Below are 19558 nucleotides of genomic sequence, written 5' to 3'. Positions count from 1 at the left end.
GAGAAGGGTGGCGTCAGTGGCGTCAGTGGCGTCAGGCCAGCAAGGCCGGACTGAGCTCGCGGCTGACCGTGGCGTCCGTCTGCAGCGTCAGGGCGGCCATCGTGAGACCCAGCCTGCAGGCGGCGCGCAGGTCCTCCGGCTGGCCATGCAGTGCCGCCACGATGCCGGCGGACAGGGCATCTCCGGCGCCGGTCACCTCGCGCATCCGACTGCGCGGCACCTTGGGCGCCGCCAGCGAGGCCAGGGCCTCCCCTTCGCTGAAGCGAACGCCGTTGGCGCCGTCGCTCATCACCAGTCGCCGAAGGCCGCGCGAGCGCAGTGTCAACCACGCGTCCCGCAGCGCGGCGTCGGTCTCCAGCGGCTGGCCCAGCAGCGCGGAGAGCTCCGTGCGATTGAGCACCAGCAGGTCGATGCCTTCCAGCGTGGGGCCCAGGCGCTGCATCTTGGGCGCCGACACGGCCACCACCACCAGGTGCTGCTGGCGGGCCTTCGCTTCTTCCTGCAGCAGCGCGAGCGAGGGCGCTGGCAGGTTCAGGTCGGCCACCAGCCAGCGGGCGGCGGCGCGATGGGGCGCGCAGCGCCGGATGAAGTCGGTGTCCAGCCGGTCGGTCAGGGCCATGTCGGCCATGGCCAGCATCAGGTCGCCCTGCTCGTCCAGGACGGCGGTGTAGCTGCCGGTGGGCGCGTCGGCCGCCTGCAGGCAGCCGGAGCAGTCCACCCCCAGCGTCTGCAGCTCCGCCAGCAGGGCCTGCCCGGCGGCATCCCGTCCGACGGCGGTGAGCAGGTGGACCGGCAGCCCCACCCGCGCCAGGTTCTCCGCGATGTTACGGGCCACGCCCCCGGGTGATTCGAACTGCCGGGCGGGGTTGGAGCTGCCCAGGCGTGGCGCCTCCAGCGAGCGCAGCTTGCGGTCCAGATTGGTCCCGCCGATGCAGACCACCGGCTGCCGGCTGGGCAGGACATAGGCGCGCCCGAGGATGCGGCCGTCCTTCACCAGCTGCGCCAGATGGCCGGCCACCGCCGAGCGGGAAAGACCGAGTGCCTCGCCCAGGGCCTGCTGGGTGATGAAGGGATTGGCTTCGACCAGGGCGAGCAACTGGTCCTTGGAACTGTTCATGCGGCGATTCTAGACATTTGTTTGAACAAAAAGACAAATGTCCTTAAAACCGGAAACCGTGAATTGCTGACTGCGCAAGTTTGTCGATTCTCAAAGCAGTGGACGCGCAGAGTTCCGCTGCGCACGGCGTTGGCATAACCTTGTTAGACGCTGAAACAAAAGACGCAAAATTTGTGTAGGCGTCCCTGTCTCGAGTGCTGCCGCGGGCAACGCCCCGACACGCCAACCCGGAGCCGGACGGCCCACTGCATCCACAAAGAAGGAGGACCCGATGCGCCAAAACCTGCCGGTGACCCAACAGGCCTATGACATCCCGGACGATTCAACGCTCATGTCCACCACGGACACCCAGAGCTACATCCGCTATGCCAACGACGCCTTCATCGAGGCCAGCGGCTACAGTTCGGAAGAACTGGCTGGGCAGCCGCACAACATGATTCGCCACCCTGACATGCCGCCGGAGGCCTTCCGCGACATGTGGGCCACGCTGCAGGCCGGGCGCAGCTGGACCGGCCTGGTGAAGAACCGCCGCAAGAATGGCGACCATTACTGGGTGCGGGCCAATGCCACGCCCATCCTGCGCAACGACCGGCCGATTGCCTTCATGTCGGTGCGCACCAAGCCCTCCGCCGAAGAGGTGGCCGGCGCCGAGGCGCTCTACAAGGACATGCGGGAAGGCAAGGCCCAGGGCGTGCGCTTTCACGAAGGCGTCGTGCTGCGCAGTGGACTGGCCGGGCTGGGCAACTGGCGCAAGACCCTGCCCGTGCGCTGGCGGCTGAGGCTGCCGATGCTGGTGCTGCTCGTGCTGGCCGTCGCTGCCCAACTCGCCAGCGCGTCCAGCCTGACGGCTTCCCTGGGCTGGACGGCGGCGCTGGTGCTGGTCGGGCTGGCCGCCATGGCCTTCGTGGAGCAGCAGGTGATCGGCCCGGTGCAGACGCTGGCCGAGCATGCCCGCCGGGTGGCGGGCGGCGATGCGCGCGACGGAGTGGATTTCGACCGGGTCGATGAAATCGGCATGGCCCTGCGCTCGGTCAATCAGCTGGGGCTGATGTTCCGCTGGGTCATCGACGACATCGCGGACCAGGTGGTCACGGTGAAGTCCTCCAGCGGTCATCTGGTCACCGGCAACAACGAGATCAGTGCCCGCACCGAGCAGGCTGCCGCCAGCCTGGAGCAGACGGCCGCTTCCATGGAACAGATGAGTGCCACGGTCAAGAGCAATGCCGACGCGGCCAAGCAGGCCGAGGAACTCGCGGTGCAGGCCACGGCCGCCGCGGCGCAGGGCGGGGATGTGGTGCGGGAGGTCAACACCACCATGGAAGGCATCACCGCCTCCAGCAAGCGGATCGGCGACATCATCGGCGTGATCGACGGTATTGCCTTCCAGACCAACATCCTGGCGCTCAATGCGGCCGTCGAGGCGGCGCGGGCGGGCGAGCAGGGACGGGGTTTTGCGGTGGTGGCCGGCGAAGTGCGCAGTCTGGCGCAGCGCAGCGCCGAGGCCGCCCGGGAGATCAAGACGCTCATCGGCGACAGCGTCGAGCGGGTCGAGGCGGGCGGACGTCAGGTGCACGAGGCCAGCCGCGCCATGAACGACATCGTGCAGCAGATCCAGCGGGTGAGCGGGCTGATCTCCTCCATCGGGCATGCGACCCGGGAGCAGGCGTCCGGCATTGCCCAGGTCAGCGCGGCCGTCAGCGACCTGGACAAGACCACCCAGCAAAACGCTGCGCTCGTGCAGCAGTCCGCCGGCGCCAGCGACAGCCTGGAGAAGCAGGCCACGCAGCTGGTGCAGGCGGTGTCCGTGTTCCGCCTGAGCTGAGCCCGGCCACGCGGTGCGGCGGGGCAGGCCCTGGCCTCAGACGAAGCCCATCAGAAGAAGCCCAGCTTCTTCGGCGAGTAGCTCACCAGCAGGTTCTTGGTCTGCTGATAGTGGTCCAGCATCATCTTGTGGGTCTCGCGACCGATGCCGGATTCCTTGTAGCCGCCGAAGGTGGCATGGGCCGGGTAGGCGTGATAGCAGTTGGTCCAGACCCGGCCCGCCTGGATGGCCCGACCCATTCGGAAGGCGGTGTTGATGTCCCGCGACCACACGCCGGCCCCGAGCCCGTAGGGCGTGTCGTTGGCAATGGCCAGCGCTTCGTCCTCGGTCTTGAAGGTGGTGATGGCGAGCACCGGGCCGAAGATCTCCTCCCGGAAGATGCGCATCTGGTTGTTGCCCTTGAAGAGGGTCGGCTGGATGTAATAGCCCCCGGCCAGGTCGCCGCCGAGTTGCGCACGCCCCCCGCCGATCAGGCACTGCGCCCCTTCCTGCTTGCCGATCTCGAGATAGGACAGGATCTTGTCCAGCTGCATGGAGGAGGCCTGGGCGCCCATCATCGTCTCGGTGTCCAGCGGATTGCCCTGGCGGATCGCCTTGACGCGATCAATGGCGCGGGCGATGAAGGTGTCGTAGATGGACTCATGAATCAGCGCCCGCGACGGGCAGGTGCAGACCTCGCCCTGGTTGAAGGCGAACAGCACCAGGCCCTCGATTGCCTTGTCCAGCAGGTCGTCGTCCTGGGCGGCGATGTCGGGGAAGAAGATGTTGGGGCTCTTGCCGCCGAGCTCCAGCGTGGCCGGAATCAGGTTGGTGGCAGCCGCCTGTGCGATGACGCGCCCGGTGGCGGTGGAGCCGGTGAAGGCCACCTTGGCGATCCGCTTGCTCTGCGCCAGCGGCATGCCCGCTTCCTTGCCGTAGCCATTGACGATGTTGAGCACGCCGGGCGGCAGCAGGTCCGCAATCAGCTCGGCCATCAGCAGGATGCTGACGGGCGTGGATTCGGCCGGCTTGAGCACCACGCAGTTGCCCGCGCCCAGGGCCGGTGCCAGCTTCCACGCTGCCATCAGCAGCGGGAAGTTCCAGGGAATGATCTGGCCGACCACGCCCAGCGGTTCATGGAAGTGATAGGCGACGGTGTGGGCGTCGATCTCGCTCAGCGCGCCCTCCTGCGCCCTCAGGCAGCCGGCGAAGTACCGGAAATGATCGACCGCCAGCGGCACGTCGGCATTGAGCGTCTCGCGCATCGGCTTGCCGTTGTCCACCGTCTCGGCGTAGGCCAGCTTTTCCAGGTTCTGCTCGATCCGGTCGGCAATGCGCAGCAGCACATTGGCCCGCTCGGCGGCCGGGGTGGCGCCCCAGCTCGCGGCGGCGGCATGGGCGGCATCCAGCGCCAGTTCGATGTCCGCGGCGCCGGAGCGGGCCGCCTGGGTGTAGACCTTGCCACTGATCGGCGTGATCACATCGAAATACTGGCCTTCCACCGGCGCCACCCAGCGGCCTCCGATGAAGTTGTCGTAGCGCGGCTTGAACTGCACCAAGGCGCCTTCTTGATGAGGCTGGGCATAGATCATGGACGGTCTCCGTTGTTGGTTGATGGGCGGGATGGACATTGCAGACACCGTGCCAGCGACGGCCCTGGCGCGGAAACGGCCTCGGTCCAACGCGAATCCGCCGGAACCTGGGTCAAGCCGGGGGCAGGGCTGCGTAAAGCCTCTTCCCATCCGGCGCGGGAAGGGTGAGGATGCCGGGGTGCACCTGTTCCGCTTTCACGCAGCAGGAACAGGTGTTCCACGATGGAACAGTGCGGAGCCTGGACGCTGCGGCGCCAGGCATCAACCGCCGCCAGGAGACAAGCGATGTCCAAGACCTCGATCGCCGCCGTGGCGCCGAGCCGGCTGCGTGCCGCCCGGCGGGAACTGCTGGAGACCGGCGAACTGCGCCTGAACCTGCCGGACGCGGGCCTGTGCCGCAGCTGGTTGCGCAGCCATGCGGCCGGGCTCAGTCCAGTGGGACGCACGCCCGGGGCGCCGCATGCATCGTCGGCGCAGCTGATGCGGGCGCTTGAGCAGCAGCATGAACTGGTGGCCCATGCGCGGCCGGTGATGCAGGACCTGTTTGCCCAGACGCGGGACAGCGACGGGCTGGTCATCCTCTCTGACGGCCAGGGGCTGCTGCTGCAGGCGCTGGGAGACGGCCGGTTCGTGGACCGTGCCCAGCGCGTGGCGCTGAGGCCGGGGGCCATCTGGGACGAGCGGTGGCGCGGGACCAATGCCATCGGGACGGCGCTGGTGGAGCGGCGGCCGGTGGCGGTGATGGGCGGTGAGCACTACCTGGAGCGCAACGGCTTCCTCAGCTGCACCGCAGCGCCGATCCGCGACCCGCAGGGGCGGGTGCTGGGGGTGCTGGACATTTCCGGCGAGCAGCGGAGTTTTCATCGCCACACGCTGGCGCTGGTGAGGATGGCGGCCCGGTCGGTCGAGCACCGGCTGTTCCAGACGCGCCATGCGGATGCGCTGCGGCTGCAATTGCATCCCGAGCGCGAGGGCCTGGGGACGGCCGGCGAAGGGCTGCTGGCGGTGAGTGAAGAGGGGTGGATCATTGGGGCCAATGAGACGGCGCTGGGCTGGCTGGGCGAGGAGGCGGCTCGGTCGCTTCGACTGGAGGCGGTGCTGCCGATGGACTGGCTGGCAGTGCTGCGCTGGGCCTGCATGGACGACGCGGCGCCGCAGCTGATGCGGCGGGAGGGCGACGCACCGGCGCTGTGGATGCGGGCGAGCGTGCCTGTGGGCTGGCGTCGGCGGATGGTTGGCATGGGTCTGCCGTCGCCGTCGCTGGCGCATGCGAGGGATGCGGACGCTGCGACCGGTGCTGGCACTGGCGCCCGCATCGCCAAGGACACCGGTACTGACGCTAGTGCTGGTGCTGGTGCTGGCAGTGCCACTGGAGCCGGCACAGGCACTGACGCTGGCACTGGCACTGGCACCTCCAATCAACCTTACCTCAACCTCGCCACTTCCAGCGCAGTGAAGATCGACCAGATCAACGTCAACGACACCCCCCGTGCTGCACTCGACCAGCGCGACCCGGTGGCCGAAGTCAACACGATTGGCCCTTTGTCTATCGAGCACGGAACCTGCGCCGAGACGTCTGTCGAGCTCACCGCCGACGCTTCCTCCCTGCTGGCGCCGAATCCCGGGTCGCCTGGAAGAGACCCAGCCGCCACCCGGCGTCCGGACCTTGAGTTGCCGCCGGCCCTGGCCGCCCTGGATCTGGGCGACCCGGCCGTCCACCAATTGCTGCGCCGCCTTCACAAGGTGCTGGACAAGCCGATTGCGCTGCTGCTGCAAGGCGAATCCGGTGTCGGCAAGGACGTGCTGGCCCGCGCCGTGCACGACAGCGGATCGCGCTGCAAGGGGCCCTATGTGGCGGTTAACTGTGCGGCGCTGCCGGAAGGGCTGATCGAAGCAGAACTGTTCGGCTACCGCGGCGGTGCGTTCACCGGGGCCTCGCGTGACGGTGCCACAGGGCGCCTGCGGCAGGCGCACGGTGGCACCCTGTTCCTGGATGAGATCGGCGACATGCCGCTGCCCATGCAAGCTCGACTCCTGCGCGTGTTGCAGGACCGGCAGGTCCAGCCGCTGGGCGGCGGCGCCGCGGTGAATGTGGATGTGCAGCTGATCTGCGCCAGCCACCGGCCGCTGCGGGAGATGGTGGAGCAAGGGCGCTTCCGGGAGGATCTGTATTACCGCATCAATGGGCTGGCCTTGACGGTGCCTCCGCTGCGAGCGCGTACGGACTTCGCCGCGCTCGTGCAGCGGCTGTTGCCTCGTGTGGCCGTGCAGACGCCCCGTGCAGTGACGATGGAGCCCAGCCTCATGACGGCGCTGCTGCGGTATGAATGGCCCGGCAACATTCGGCAGCTGGAGCAGGCGCTGCGGGTGGCGATGGCGATGTTGGAGCCCTGGGAGCAAGAGATCCGGATTGAACATCTGCCGGAGGACCTTCAAGGCGCGTTGGAAAACCTGACCGGCATCGGGATGGACGCACACGGGGCGGCCGGGGTGTGCGGAGCGGGTGAGGCGGGCGGTGCCGGTGGTGCGGGTGGTGCAAGAAGTGCGAACGGCGCAAACGGCGTGAGCCGTACGAACGGTGCGAGCGGTGCAAACGGTGCGAACGGTGCGAACGGTGCGAACGGTGCGAACGGTGCGGGTGGTGCGCGTGGGGTGGAGGGCCCCGCGACGTGCAGCGGTCTTGCGCCGCGGCCCCGCAAGCTCCAGCCTGCGACGCAATCCTCCCTGGACGTCAGTCCGGAGGCCGGCGAGGCGCTTCGCCAGCACGCGCAGGCGCATGCGCGCCAGGTGTTGACTGCATGCGCAGGGAATGTCTCCGAGGCGGCCCGGCGTTTGGGCATAGGGCGGAATACTCTGTATCGCATGCTGCGCTGATGGTCGCCTTTATGGCACCAGTGACTGCCGCTCTGACCGCTGCGCTGGCCCTGCACGGGCCATGCACTGGCCCTGCACTGACCCTGCACTGGCCCTGCGCTGACTCTGCGCAGACCCTGCGCAGACCCTGCATGGACCGCTGCGATCACGGCTGCAGCGCTGGCTACATGGCCGGCTGCGCTGCGTCGCGTCCGTCATCCTTGTCAGTCATCGACCGACACGGCTTTGCTGGATTCTCCGAGGGGGGCTGTCGGCATCCTTGACTGTCTGCCGAGCCGGCAGCGGCGTAATCTTCAACCCATGCGGAACAGAGATGGTGGCTGAACCGCAGAGGCGAAAGCCGGACGACTTGAGGTGATGGGCAAGGGATAGGGCGGACTTCTAGCGGAGGTCCGCCCTTCGTCTTTTTGCGGTTCCGTCGCCACAGCCGGGCGCAGGGGGCACGGGTTTGCCACTGGGGAGGAGCAGACGGGCCGGCGTCCCCGCACAATGCACGTCCATGTTTGGACTGCCCACCACCGCTACTGCGCCGTTTTGTCCCTCCGAGGTCCACGGTTCCATTCCCTTGCCGACACAGGGGCCGCTGTGGCGCCGCCTGCTGAAGGTGGCCGGGCCCGGTCTGCTGGTCTCGGTCGGCTACATGGATCCCGGCAACTGGGCCACCGACATCGAGGCCGGCTCGCGTTTCGGCCATGCCCTGCTGTGGGTGGTGCTGGCCTCCAGCCTGGCGGCCATGGTGCTGCAGACCTTGTCGCTGCGACTGGGCATCGTCACCCAGATGGATCTGGCCCAGGCCTGCCGGGCGCGCTACCGCCGACCCGTCAACCTGAGCCTGTGGTTCATGGCCGAGCTGGCCATCATTGCCTGCGACGTGGCGGAGGTGCTGGGCACTGCGCTGGCGCTGCATCTGCTGTTCGGCATGTCGCTGATGAGCGGGGTGGCGCTGGCGGCGCTGGACACGCTGATCGTGCTGGGCCTCAAAGGGCGCGGGTTCCGCCAGGTGGAGGCCATCATCCTCGGGTTGGTGATGACCATTGGCGTGTGCTTTGCGGTGCAACTGGTGCTGGTGGGGCCGGACTGGCGGGCCGTGGCGCAGGGCTTTGTGCCCAACGGTCTGGCAGTGCATGACCGTCATGCACTGCTGCTGGCCATCGGCATCCTGGGAGCGACGGTGATGCCGCACAACCTCTACCTGCATTCGTCCATCGTCCAGACGCGCCGCATTGGCCGGGATCCTGCGGAGCTGCAGGACGGGCTGCGGCTGTGCACCTGGGACACGCTGGTGTCCCTGGCGCTGGCGCTACTGATCAACGCCGCGATTCTGACCCTGGCCGCCACCGCCTTCCATGCCAAGGGGCATACCGAGGTGACGGAGATCCAGGACGCCTATCACCTGCTGGACCCGCTGGTGGGGAGCACGTTGGCATCGCTGCTGTTTGGTATCGCGCTGCTGGCGGCGGGCCAGAGTTCCACCTTCACCGGCACCATTGCCGGGCAGGTGCTGATGGAAGGTTTCCTGCAGCTCAAGATTCCGTGCTGGCAGCGACGGCTGGTGACACGTGCGATTGCGCTGGTGCCTGCGTTCCTGGGGGTCTGGTGGCTGGGAGAAGGGGGCGTGGGGCGGCTGCTGGTGGCGAGTCAGGTGGTGCTGAGCCTGCAACTGCCGTTTGCCATGTGGCCGCTCATTCGCATGACCAGCGATGCGGCGCTGATGGGGCGCTTTGCCAGCGGGCCGTGGCTGCGTGGCATGGCGTGGACGATTTTTGGCGCGGTGAGTGTGGCGAACGTGGCGCTGCTGGCGTCGCTGGTGGGGGTACTTTAGGCCGCGCCCAACGCGACAAGCCCGGCACCAGCGGCTGACATGAGCAGCACGAGGATCACTGGCGACCAGCGCAGTCGCATCAACAGCACCATCGCCGCCACCGCCATCGCGCCATCCAAGGGATGTTGAATGGCGCTGCTGCCCACCGGTGTGATCAAGGCCGCCGCCAGCACACCGACCACCGCGGCATTGATCCCGGCCAGCGCGTTGCGCACCCGCGGCTGCTGCCGCAGCCCATGCCAGTACGGCAGGGCGGCGAACAGGGTGAGCCAGGCGGGGGCAAAGATGGCGGTCAGCAGGAGCAGGGCGCCCAGCCACGGACTGGCCACGCCGGGCATGGAGAGCGTGGCGCCGAGATACGCGGCAAAGGTGAACAGCGGGCCGGGCACGGCTTGCGCGGCGCCGTATCCGGCTAGGAACTGTTCTGCGCTCATCCAGCCCGTCTGGACCATGCCCGCCTCCAGCATCGGCAGCACCACATGGCCCCCGCCGAACACCAGCGAGCTGGCGCGGTAACAGACCCACAGGGCGCCCCACAAGCGGGAGCCTGTGCCGTGAGCCGCCAGGAACAACGCGCCCATCAGCGCCAGGAACAGCAGCAGGGCCATCAACCCCATGCGGCGACTCACCGGGGACGCCGAGGGCCGGCTCGTCTGCGGATCCAGCCGTGACGGCGCCTTCGGATCCGAAGGTACGACCGGGCTGCCCGTCGTCGGTGCCGGCGCGGACATGAGCCACCCAAGGCCGACGACAGCACCCAGCGCAAGCGCCCCGACTTGTCCGACAGCGGGGGGCAGTGTCAGCACCAGCACGGCGGCCATGACGGCCAGCAGCGCTCGCGGCCAGTCCGGGCACAGGCTGCGTGCCATCGCCCAGACCGCTTGCGCCACCACCGCCACGGCCAGCACCTTCAGGCCGTGCAGGGCGCCAGCGGCCAGTGGCGACGTGCCGTGCTGTACCCCCAGCGCCACCAGCATCATCAGGACCGCCGAAGGGGCGGTGAATCCCACCCAGGCGGCCAGGGCGCCCGCGCTGCCGGCCCGATGCAGCCCCAGCCCGATGCCGACCTGGCTGCTGGTGGGGCCCGGCAGGCACTGGCACAGGGCGACCAGATCGGCATAGTCGGCCTCTGTCAGCCAGCGGCGACGCTCGACGAACGCCGCCCGGAAGTACCCCAGGTGCGCGACCGGCCCGCCGAACGACGTCAGACCGAGCAGGAGGAACGCCTTCAGGACCTCCGCCCAATGGCCGGCGGGGGACTGAAGCGGTGCGGGTGAGGTCGATGTCGGTGTCGGTGCGGAAGGGGGCAGCGGCTGCATGGGGCGGATTGTGGCCGCGCTCTGTGACCCCGTGACAGCGGGCCCGCCGGTGTTTTGGTAACCTGCGGCGCGAGGCCGCCGGGTTTTCCGGCGGGCGCACGCAGTACTCGCACGCTTCAAGTGCCCCTTTTTGTTCCGATGTGGTCTCCACCGCTCGAACAGCCCCGACTGGAGATCCCATGACCGTTGAATCCGAAGACGACATCGTTGGCCTGAAGCGCATTGGTCGCATCGTGTCGCTGGTGCTGCAAGAACTGCTGGAGACGGCCGAGCCGGGCATGACCACGCTGGAGCTGGACCGCCTGGGCGGGCAGCTGCTGGAGCAGCACGGCGCCCGTTCCGCCCCGAAGCTGACCTACGACTTCCCGGGCTACACCTGCATCAGCATCAACGAAGAAGCGGCGCACGGCATTCCTGGCGGCCGCGTGATCCGTGCTGGCGATGTGCTGAACGTGGACGTGTCGGCCGAGCTGGGCGGTTATTTCGCCGACACCGGCGGCACGCGAGTCATCCCTCCGACCAATCCGCAAAAGACGCGTCTGTGCCATGCCACCCGCACGGCGCTGGAACAGGCCATGAAGCAGGCCCGTGCCGGCCAGCCCATCAGCGGCATCGGCGCGGCCATCGAGCGCGTGGCCAAGTCGTACGGCTTCAAGATCATCGAGAACCTGGGCAGCCACGGCGTGGGCCGCGCGCTGCATGAGGCGCCGGAACACATTCCCGGCTACTTCGACCCGAAGGACAAGCGGCTGCTGACGGAAGGAATGGTCATCACCATCGAGCCTTTCCTCTCCACCAAGAGCCGCATCGTCAACGAGACCGACGACGGCTGGACCCTGGTGGGCGTGCCGGGCAACCTGTCCGCGCAGTACGAGCACACGATGATCATCACGCAGGGCGACCCGATCGTGGTGACGCAGCACTGAGCGGCGGATTGAATCGGTGAACGTCATGAGCATGCTTCAACCTGCCCCGACGGGCTTCATGATCGACCTCGACGGCACGATGGTGGACACGCTGGGCGACTTCGTTGCCGTGCTGTCGCAGGTGCTGGACGACCTGGCGCTACCGCGCGTGTCCCGCGAGTTCGTCGAGCACACCATCGGCCAGGGCAGCGAGCACCTGATCCGCAGCGTACTGCGGGAAGTCGGCGGCTCGCAGGACCAGTACGAGCCGGCGTGGACGCTCTACCAGCGTCACTACGAGGTGCTCAACGGCACGCATGCCGACGTCTTTCCTGGCGTGGAAGCGGGGCTGCGGCAGATCCGCGCGCTGGGCCTGCCGATGGCCTGCCTGACCAACAAACCGGCCGCATTTGCGCGTGACCTGCTCCGGCGCAAGGCGCTGGACGTCTACTTCGACCACGTGTTTGGCGGAGACGACTTCGAACGCAAGAAGCCGGACCCGCTGCCGCTGCTCAAGACCTGCGAGGCGCTGGGCACGTCCCCGGCGACGACCTGGATGGTGGGCGACTCCAGCAATGATGCCAAGGCCGCGAATGCGGCAGGCTGCCCGGTGGCGCTGGTCAGCTACGGCTACAACCATGGCCAGCCTATCCGGGATGTTCGCGCCGATGTCTACCTGGACCGGCTGGATCAGTGGCTGGTTCCCGTCTGACCCTGACAGTTTTGGTTGGGCTGCGGGTGCAGGCCCACTCCATGCCGGACCTCGCGCAGCGTTCCGTTGCGGAACGCATCATTGGCCGCGGCGATCAGCTTCCGTAGGCTGGCTTCTTTCAAGCGCAGGATGAGCGGGTCAAGGGCGCGATGTTCTTTCGTAGACATGAAGAGCTCCGGTCGAAGGGAGGGGAGGCCGTCCTTGATCGCTTCGCACGCGAAGCCTCACGCCACGTAGTCGTACCCTCGCAGGAGGTTCGTGGCAGCGCGCGGTGATGTGGGGAGAGGGCCTGGGTGGCCCCTTTCCGTAAGTAAAAGGGGGAGGCCCCGGAGGGGCCGGAGGACATGGAGGAAAGGGGCCACCCAGGCCCTCTCCCTGCGCTCCACCGGCGGGGGGCAGCTTGTGAGCAAAACCCCCTCCTACGCTCCCCTCAGAGTCCCACCCGGAGAGACCGGGCAAAAACTCACTTCCCGCCCAGCAGCGCCGTCTTCAACCCGTTGTCTGCTGGCGACTTCCCCAGCCAGATCTTCAGCAGCAGATTGAAGAACGCCGGCTCCTTGATCGCTTCACCCGGCATCGGCTTGCCATTCACGAACACCACCGTGCCAGTACCGGGGATGAAGTCGACCCCGAACGATTCCCCGGTGTTGAGCTTCTTCTTCTGCACGAAGATTTCCGACATCCTCAGCACCCCGTTGATCGCGCTCGCGAACTCCGCGGGAGTGGCGTTCTGCTCCATGCCTTTGGTGAAGAGCTTGCCCAGCTCTTCCCCGTCGATGTCCCGCAGCATCTGGATGTAGAGCCGCTTGGGTCCTGCGTTGGCCAGCACCCCGTCGGGCGTATTGGACCGCGTGGTCAGATACAGCCCGGCGGTGTAGACCTTGAAGATCGCCTTGTAGCGAATGCCGGCGCCATTGAGCACCAGCTTCTGCCCCGCCACCTCCGCCTGCCCGTCGTACTTCACACCGGCCACTTCAATGGGATGGGGCACGGCTGCGGGTGCCGGCGCAGCCGCAGCCGCAGCCCCCAACGTGCCAGACGCCGCCGGCGCCACCGCCCCCGAAGCGCCAGATCCAGCCGTCGCCTGGCCATGGGCCGACATCGACAGCAGGGACAAGACCGCCAGAACAGACGCGGCCAGCTTGGTAAGTGTCATGTCTCTCTCCTTCCTCCTCGAGGATCGGCCGGCTCCGCACGCAACATCACCCATGGCGGACCGGCTCTGCAAGAGAGTATGCGGGAAGCGCAAGCCCGAACACATCGGGAGTCATCCTGCTATAGTGCTCCCACTATGTTCATCACGCGCAAGCACATCAAGGGGTCGAACGACCGGGGAGCCTGGCCCTGGCGACGCCCGCACGACTTCACCTGAAGCCGCCTGCTGCTTGCCGCCCGCTGTCCCTCCTGCGTGGATCCTCCGATCCCGGACCTCGGGCCACCGTCATCACCTTCTGCACCCGCACAAGCTCGGGGCAGGTCCAACAGGCGACCTGAGACGACGCACGCGTGTGCCGGATGCCGCTTGAGGCGGCCCCCCACGCGTCTGACATGAGGTTTGACGACGTGATCACTGAACTCGAATTCCAGAGCCTGGCCGCTGAAGGCTACAACCGCATTCCCCTGATCAGCGAAGCCTTCGCCGATCTGGAAACGCCCTTGTCGCTCTACTTGAAGCTTGCTGCCGGCAACGGCCAGGGCCGCAACAGCTTCTTGCTGGAGTCGGTGGTGGGCGGGGAGCGTTTCGGCCGCTACTCCTTCATCGGCCTGCCTGCCCGCACGGTGCTGCGCAGCGAAGGTCGCACCACCCGCATCCTGAGGGACGGCGAAGTCGTGGAAACCCATGAGGGCGACCCACTGGCCTTCATCGAGGCCTACCAGCAGCGCTTCAAGGTCGCCCTGCGGCCCGGCCTGCCGCGCTTTTGCGGCGGACTGGCCGGCTACTTCGGCTACGACGCCGTGCGCTACATCGAACCGCGCCTGGCCGACACCACTCCCCAGGGCGGGCTGCCCACGCCCGACGTCATGCTGCTCCAGTGCGAAGAGCTGGCCGTCATCGACAACCTCTCGGGCAAGCTCTATCTCATCGTCTACGCCGACCCGGGTCAGCCCGAAGCCTATTTCCGGGGCAAGAAACGGCTGGCTGAACTGCGCGACAAGCTCAGTTATTCGGTCTCCGCACCGCGTGTGCTGCGCGGACAGGCCCATCCGGTGGAGCGCGAGTTTGCCAAGGCGGACTTCCTCCGGTCGGTGGACCGTGCCAAGGAATTCATCGCCGCTGGCGACTGCATGCAGATCGTCTTCGGCCAGCGCCTGAAGAAGCGCTACACCGAGTCGCCGTTGAGCCTGTACCGCGCGCTGCGCTCGCTCAACCCCAGCCCCTACATGTACTTCTATGACATGGGGGACTTCCAGATCGTCGGCGCCTCGCCCGAGATCCTGGTTCGCCAGGAGCAGACGCCCGACGGACGCAAGGTCACCATCCGGCCGCTGGCGGGCACCCGTCCGCGCGGCGGCACGCCGGAGCTGGACCAGGCCCTGGAAGTGGAGCTCAAGGCCGACCCCAAGGAACGCGCCGAACACCTGATGCTGATCGACCTGGCGCGCAACGACATCGGCCGCATCGCCCGCACCGGCACGGTGAAGGTCACCGACGCCTTCGCGGTCGAGCGTTATTCGCATGTGATGCACATCGTCAGCAACGTCGAAGGCCTGCTGCAGGACGGCGTGGGCAACATGGATGTGTTCCGCGCCAGCTTCCCCGCCGGCACGCTCTCCGGCGCACCCAAGATCCGGGCGATGGAAATCATCGACCAGCTCGAGCCGGTCAAGCGGGGCATCTACGGCGGCGCCTGCGGCTACCTGAGCTTTGGCGGCGACATGGACCTGGCCATTGCCATCCGCACCGGCGTCATCATGGACCAGACGCTGTATGTGCAGGCCGCTGCCGGCATCGTGGCCGATTCGGTGCCCGAGCTGGAGTGGAAAGAGACCGAGGCCAAGGCACGCGCGCTGCTGCGTGCTGCCGAACTGGTCGAAGAAGGTTTCTGAGCGGACGAAGGAGCGAAGCCATGCTGCTGATGATCGACAACTACGACAGCTTCACCTTCAACCTGGTGCAGTATTTCGCCGAACTCGGCGCCGATGTGAAGGTGGTCCGCAACGACCAGATCACGCTGGACGAGATCGAAGCCCTGCGGCCCAGCCACCTGGTGCTGTCGCCCGGCCCGTGCACACCGAAGGAAGCCGGTGTCTGCGTGCCCGCCATCGAGCGTTTCAAGGGCCGCCTGCCCATCCTGGGCGTGTGCCTGGGTCACCAGAGCATCGGGGCGGCGCTGGGCGGACGCATCATCCGCGCGCAGGTGCAGATGCACGGCAAGGCCAGCACCATCACCACCGACCGCCGCGGCGTGTTCACCGGCCTGCCGGAAGCCTTCAGCGTCATCCGCTACCACTCGCTGGCCATCGAGCAGGCGACGCTGCCGGACGACCTGGAAGTCTCCGCCCGCAGCGAAGACGGCGAAATCATGGGCGTGCGCCACCGCGGCCTGGCCGGCACCGGCACGCCGCTGGAAGGTGTGCAGTTCCATCCTGAATCCATCCTGTCGCAACATGGCCATGCCATGCTGCGCAATTTCCTGGAACTGGCCCCATGAGCTCTGACCCGACCCGCGCCCATTCGGTGATCGATCTGCGCAGCGACACCGTCACCCGGCCGACGCCCGCCATGCGCGAGGCGATGCGGGTGGCAGACGTGGGCGACGACGTCTTCGGCGACGACCCGACGGTCAACGGCCTCCAGGACGCGCTGGCGCAGCAGCTGGGATTCGAGGCGGCGCTGTTCATGCCCAGCGGCACGCAGAGCAACCTCTGCGCGCTGATGAGCCACTGCCAGCGCGGCGATGAATACATCGTCGGCCAGATGGCCCATACCTATCGCTGGGAAGGCGGCGGCGCGGCGGTGCTGGGCTCCATCCAGCCTCAGCCGCTCAATCATGCGGCCGATGGTTCCCTGCCGCTGGCCGACATCGAAGCCAACATCAAGCCCGACGATGCGCACTTCGCGCGCACCCGCCTGCTGACGCTGGAAAACACCATCGGCGGCAAGGTGCTGCCCATGGACTACCTGGCCGAGGCCACCGCCCTGGCGCAGCGCCGCGGTCTGGCGCGGCATCTGGACGGCGCGCGGCTCTTCAATGCCGCCGTCGCGATCGATGCGGGCGACCCCTATGCCGCGGCGCGCCGCATCTGCAGCCATTTCGACAGCGTCTCGGTCTGCTTCTCCAAGGGACTGGGCGCGCCGGTGGGCTCGGTGCTGTGCGGCTCGCGTGCCTTCATTGCCCAGGCGCACCGCTGGCGCAAGATGGTCGGCGGCGGCATGCGGCAGGCCGGGGTGCTGGCCGCAGCGGCTCACCATGCGCTGACCCATCATGTGCGGCGTCTGGCCGACGACCATGCGCTGGCCCGGCGCCTCGCCGAAGGACTGTCCGGCCTGCCGGGACTGACCGTCGAGGCGCCGCAGACGAACATTGTGTTCGTCGATGCGACGCCTGCCGTCGCCACCGGTCTGCTGGACCACCTGAAGCAGCACGGCGTGCTGGCCACCGGCCTGTACCGCCTGCGCTTCGTCACCCATCTGGATGTGGATGCCGCAGGCGTGGACCGCGCCATTGCCGTCATCCGCGAGCACTGCCTGCGCACGGGAGCCTGATTCCATGCCGATCACCGACCACGAAGCCCTCACCCGGGTCATTGAACACCGCGAGATCTTCCACGACGAGATGCTGTCGCTGATGCGCCGCATCATGGGGGGTGAGATGTCGCCCGTCACAGCCGCCGCCATCCTCATTGGCCTGCGGGTGAAAAAGGAAACCATCGGCGAGATCACCGCCGCCGCACAGGTGATGCGCGAGTTCTCGGTGAAGGTGCCGCTGCAGCCCGGACCGCACCTGGTGGACGTGGTGGGCACCGGAGGCGATGGCGCCCACACCTTCAACATCTCCACCTGCTCGATGTTCGTGGCGGCCGCCGCTGGCGCGCAGATCGCCAAGCACGGCAATCGGAGCGTCTCCAGCAAGACCGGCAGCGCCGATGTGCTGGAAGCGCTGGGGGTGGCGCTGTCGCTGTCGCCGCAGGCGGTGGCCGAGTGCGTGCACAAGACCGGCATCGGTTTCATGTTCGCGCCCAACCATCATCCGGCCATGAAGACCATCGCCCCGGTCCGCAAGGAGCTGGGCGTGCGCACCCTCTTCAACATCCTGGGCCCGCTGACCAACCCGGCCGGCGCCACCAACATCCTGATGGGCGTGTTCCACCCAGACTTGGTGGGCATCCAGGTGCGTGTCATGCAGCGGCTCGGGGCCGAGCATGCGGTGGTGGTGTACGGGAAGGACGGCATGGACGAGATTTCGCTGGGCGCCTCCACGCTGGTGGGGGAACTGCGCAATGGCGAGATCCGCGAATACGAGGTCCATCCGGAAGACTTCGGCCTGCAGATGGTCTCCAGCCGCAACCTGCGGGTGAGCGGGCCGGAAGAGAGCCGCCGGATTTTGCTGAACGTGCTGGCCGACGAGCCGGGCCCGGCCCGCGACATCGTGCTGCTCAATGCCGGCGCCACGCTGTATGCCGGCAATGTGGTGGACAGCATCGAGGACGGCATCACCAAGGCCCGCGAGGTGCTCAGCAACGGCGCGGCCCGCGCCAAGCTGGACCAGTTCGTCGCCGCCACGCAGGAGGCCGCCCGTGTCTGACATCCTGGATCGGATCAATGCGGTCAAGCGCGAGGAAGTCGCCGCCGCCCAGGCCTTGAAGCCGCTGGCCGTGCTGCGTGAGGAGGCGCAGGCGCGCCAGGAACCCACGCGGGGCTTCGCTGAGGCGCTGCGCCGCAAGGTGCAGGCCGGCCACAGTGCGGTGATCGCCGAGATCAAGAAGGCCAGCCCCAGCAAGGGCGTGCTGCGCGAGGACTTCCAGCCCGCCGCCATCGCCCGCAGCTACGAGCAGCATGGGGCCGCCTGCCTGAGCGTGCTGACTGATCGCCCGTTTTTCCAGGGCGGCGTGGCCTATCTTCAGGAAGCCCGCGCCGCTTGTGCGCTGCCGGTGCTGCGCAAGGACTTCATGGTTGATCCCTACCAGGTCTATGAAGCCCGGGCGATGGGTGCGGACTGCATCCTGCTGATCGCCGCCAGCCTGGACGACGGCCAGATGGCCGAACTGGAAGACTGTGCACAGGGCCTGGGTCTGGACGTGCTGGTGGAAGTGCATGACGGGCATGAACTGGAGCGCGCGCTTCGGCTGAAGACGCCGCTGGTCGGCATCAACAACCGCAATCTCAAGACCTTCGAGGTGACCCTGGACACGACGCTGGGGCTGCTGTCGCAGGTGCCGGCGGACCGCTTGCTGGTCACCGAGTCCGGCATCCTCGGTCCGGCCGATGTGCAGCGCATGCGGGACGCGCATGTGAATGCCTTCCTCGTGGGCGAGGCGTTCATGCGGGCGGACGATCCGGGCGCCGCGCTGGCAGCGCTGTTCCACTGATGGCCTTGATGAGCGCGGACCTCGACTGGCAGGTCGAGGGAGGCTGGCAGGCCAGCATCGACGCATGGCGACGCACTGCGGACGGCCAACGGGTGCAGGCCCTGTTGCAGGAGCGGCTGGCCGCAGGGGCCCGCATCTATCCGGCCGATCCGCTGCGGGCGTTGCGGCTCACGCCGCTGACGTCGGTGCGGGTGGTCATCGTCGGACAGGACCCCTATCACGGGCCGGGTCAGGCGGAGGGGCTGGCCTTCTCCGTTCCCGCCGGCCAGAAACTGCCGCCGTCGCTGCGCAACATCTTCAAGGAGCTGATGCGGGACCTGGGCCAGGCGCCGGCGATGAGCGGCCATCTGGGTGACTGGGCGCGGCGCGGAGTGCTGCTGCTCAACACCAGCCTGACCGTCGAGGACGGGCAGGCCGGCAGCCATGCACGCAAGGGCTGGGAATCGCTGACCGATGCGCTGATCGAAGCCACCGCACGAGATGCCTCGCCCAAGGTCTATCTGCTGTGGGGCGCCCATGCCCAGGCCAAGGCGGCACTGATCGAGTCCGCCGGCGGCGCCCGTCATCGGGTGCTGCAAGCCAACCATCCGTCGCCGCTGTCCGCCACTCGGGGCCCCACGCCCTTCATTGGCTGCGGCCATTTCTCCGCAGCGCGGGACTGGCTCAAGACCCAGGGTGCTGACCTGGATTGGTCGCTCGACAGCGAGCACTGACCGCTCGGTTCACTGCAAGGCTCACTGTATGGCTCAAGGATCGCCCCGGTACGGGCTGATCCTCATGGCAGTCGTTGGCTCAACTGGTACGGTTGTGGTCACGCAGCCGCGGCCCCGACCCGTCCCTGGGTGTCCGCATTGTTTCTCCTCGTGTCCATCGTGATGCAGCGGC

16 protein-coding genes are annotated in these 19558 nt (G+C 67.7%); 11 read left to right on the top strand and 5 right to left on the bottom strand.

Translation table 11 applies throughout. From position 1 onward, the window contains the following. Positions 1 to 31: 31 nt before the first annotated feature. Positions 32 to 1117 (bottom strand): carbohydrate kinase, encoded by a 1086-nt coding sequence (locus tag DES44_RS17205; protein ID WP_058933563.1) that lies wholly within the window; start codon positions 1115 to 1117, stop codon positions 32 to 34. Positions 1118 to 1388: 271 nt separating this feature from the next. Between DES44_RS17205 and DES44_RS17200 the strand changes: the two genes are divergently transcribed. Further along, positions 1389 to 2939 carry a methyl-accepting chemotaxis protein gene (locus tag DES44_RS17200; protein ID WP_058933564.1) on the top strand — a complete coding sequence of 517 codons (1551 nt, stop codon included), beginning with the start codon at positions 1389 to 1391 and terminating at the stop codon, positions 2937 to 2939. Between the two features lie 50 nt (positions 2940 to 2989). Here DES44_RS17200 and exaC read toward each other — a convergent pair whose 3' ends face one another. Beyond that, positions 2990 to 4510, bottom strand: coding sequence for an acetaldehyde dehydrogenase ExaC (exaC, locus tag DES44_RS17195; RefSeq protein WP_058933565.1), 1521 nt, complete (start codon positions 4508 to 4510; stop codon positions 2990 to 2992). A 285-nt stretch (positions 4511 to 4795) separates the two neighbouring features. On the opposite strand from exaC, the gene DES44_RS25670 reads away from it, so the two are divergent. Beyond that, entirely contained in the window at positions 4796 to 7384 is a 2589-nt protein-coding gene (locus tag DES44_RS25670) for a sigma-54-dependent Fis family transcriptional regulator (RefSeq protein ID WP_058933566.1), read from the top strand. A 499-nt stretch (positions 7385 to 7883) separates the two neighbouring features. Then, the gene (locus DES44_RS17175) at positions 7884 to 9206 is read left to right on the top strand and encodes an Nramp family divalent metal transporter (protein WP_058933567.1); all 1323 of its coding nucleotides are present in this window, start codon (positions 7884 to 7886) and stop codon (positions 9204 to 9206) included. Here DES44_RS17175 and chrA read toward each other — a convergent pair. Further along, positions 9203 to 10525, bottom strand: a complete 1323-nt coding sequence (gene chrA, locus DES44_RS17170; RefSeq protein ID WP_083525267.1) for a chromate efflux transporter — start codon at positions 10523 to 10525, stop codon at positions 9203 to 9205. The two genes, DES44_RS17175 and chrA, sit on opposite strands and share 4 nt — an antisense overlap. 179 nt (positions 10526 to 10704) lie before the next feature. On the opposite strand from chrA, the gene map reads away from it, so the two are divergent. Together map and gph are read left to right on the top strand one after the other, a co-directional pair. Further along, positions 10705 to 11451: a type I methionyl aminopeptidase gene (gene map / locus DES44_RS17165; protein ID WP_058933568.1), complete on the top strand. Its 747-nt coding sequence runs from the start codon at positions 10705 to 10707 to the stop codon at positions 11449 to 11451. A gap of 25 nt (positions 11452 to 11476) precedes the next feature. Continuing rightward, positions 11477 to 12142 carry a phosphoglycolate phosphatase gene (gene gph, locus DES44_RS17160; protein WP_058933569.1) on the top strand — a complete coding sequence of 222 codons (666 nt, stop codon included), beginning with the start codon at positions 11477 to 11479 and terminating at the stop codon, positions 12140 to 12142. Here the strand turns inward: gph and DES44_RS24720 are convergent. Next, entirely contained in the window at positions 12121 to 12309 is a 189-nt protein-coding gene (locus DES44_RS24720; protein WP_147307117.1) for a hypothetical protein, read from the bottom strand. The two genes, gph and DES44_RS24720, sit on opposite strands and share 22 nt — an antisense overlap. A gap of 296 nt (positions 12310 to 12605) precedes the next feature. Next, positions 12606 to 13298 carry a chalcone isomerase family protein gene (locus tag DES44_RS17155; RefSeq protein ID WP_232309909.1) on the bottom strand — a complete coding sequence of 231 codons (693 nt, stop codon included), beginning with the start codon at positions 13296 to 13298 and terminating at the stop codon, positions 12606 to 12608. Positions 13299 to 13705: 407 nt separating this feature from the next. Between DES44_RS17155 and trpE the strand changes: the two genes are divergently transcribed. Genes trpE through DES44_RS17125 form a run of 6 tightly spaced genes read left to right on the top strand, consistent with a single transcriptional unit; the run spans position 13706 to position 19386 of the window. Next, positions 13706 to 15190 (top strand): anthranilate synthase component I, encoded by a 1485-nt coding sequence (gene trpE, locus DES44_RS17150; protein WP_058937141.1) that lies wholly within the window; start codon positions 13706 to 13708, stop codon positions 15188 to 15190. Positions 15191 to 15210: 20 nt separating this feature from the next. Next, positions 15211 to 15795: an anthranilate synthase component II gene (locus DES44_RS17145; RefSeq protein ID WP_058933570.1), complete on the top strand. Its 585-nt coding sequence runs from the start codon at positions 15211 to 15213 to the stop codon at positions 15793 to 15795. Continuing rightward, entirely contained in the window at positions 15792 to 16850 is a 1059-nt protein-coding gene (gene ltaE, locus DES44_RS17140) for a low-specificity L-threonine aldolase (RefSeq protein ID WP_058933571.1), read from the top strand. The genes DES44_RS17145 and ltaE overlap by 4 nt, the downstream gene beginning before the upstream one ends. Before the next feature lie 4 nt (positions 16851 to 16854). Continuing rightward, positions 16855 to 17889, top strand: a complete 1035-nt coding sequence (trpD, locus tag DES44_RS17135; RefSeq protein WP_058933572.1) for an anthranilate phosphoribosyltransferase — start codon at positions 16855 to 16857, stop codon at positions 17887 to 17889. After that, the gene (gene trpC, locus DES44_RS17130; protein WP_058933573.1) at positions 17882 to 18673 is read left to right on the top strand and encodes an indole-3-glycerol phosphate synthase TrpC; all 792 of its coding nucleotides are present in this window, start codon (positions 17882 to 17884) and stop codon (positions 18671 to 18673) included. Before trpD ends, trpC begins: the two co-directional genes overlap by 8 nt. Beyond that, positions 18673 to 19386, top strand: coding sequence for a uracil-DNA glycosylase (locus DES44_RS17125; protein WP_058933574.1), 714 nt, complete (start codon positions 18673 to 18675; stop codon positions 19384 to 19386). Before trpC ends, DES44_RS17125 begins: the two co-directional genes overlap by 1 nt. Positions 19387 to 19558 lie beyond the last annotated feature (172 nt).

The sequence above is a fragment of the Roseateles depolymerans genome (assembly GCF_003387155.1).
Lineage (GTDB): Bacteria > Pseudomonadota > Gammaproteobacteria > Burkholderiales > Burkholderiaceae_C > Roseateles > Roseateles depolymerans.
This window is presented reverse-complemented; position numbering and strand designations above follow the sequence as displayed.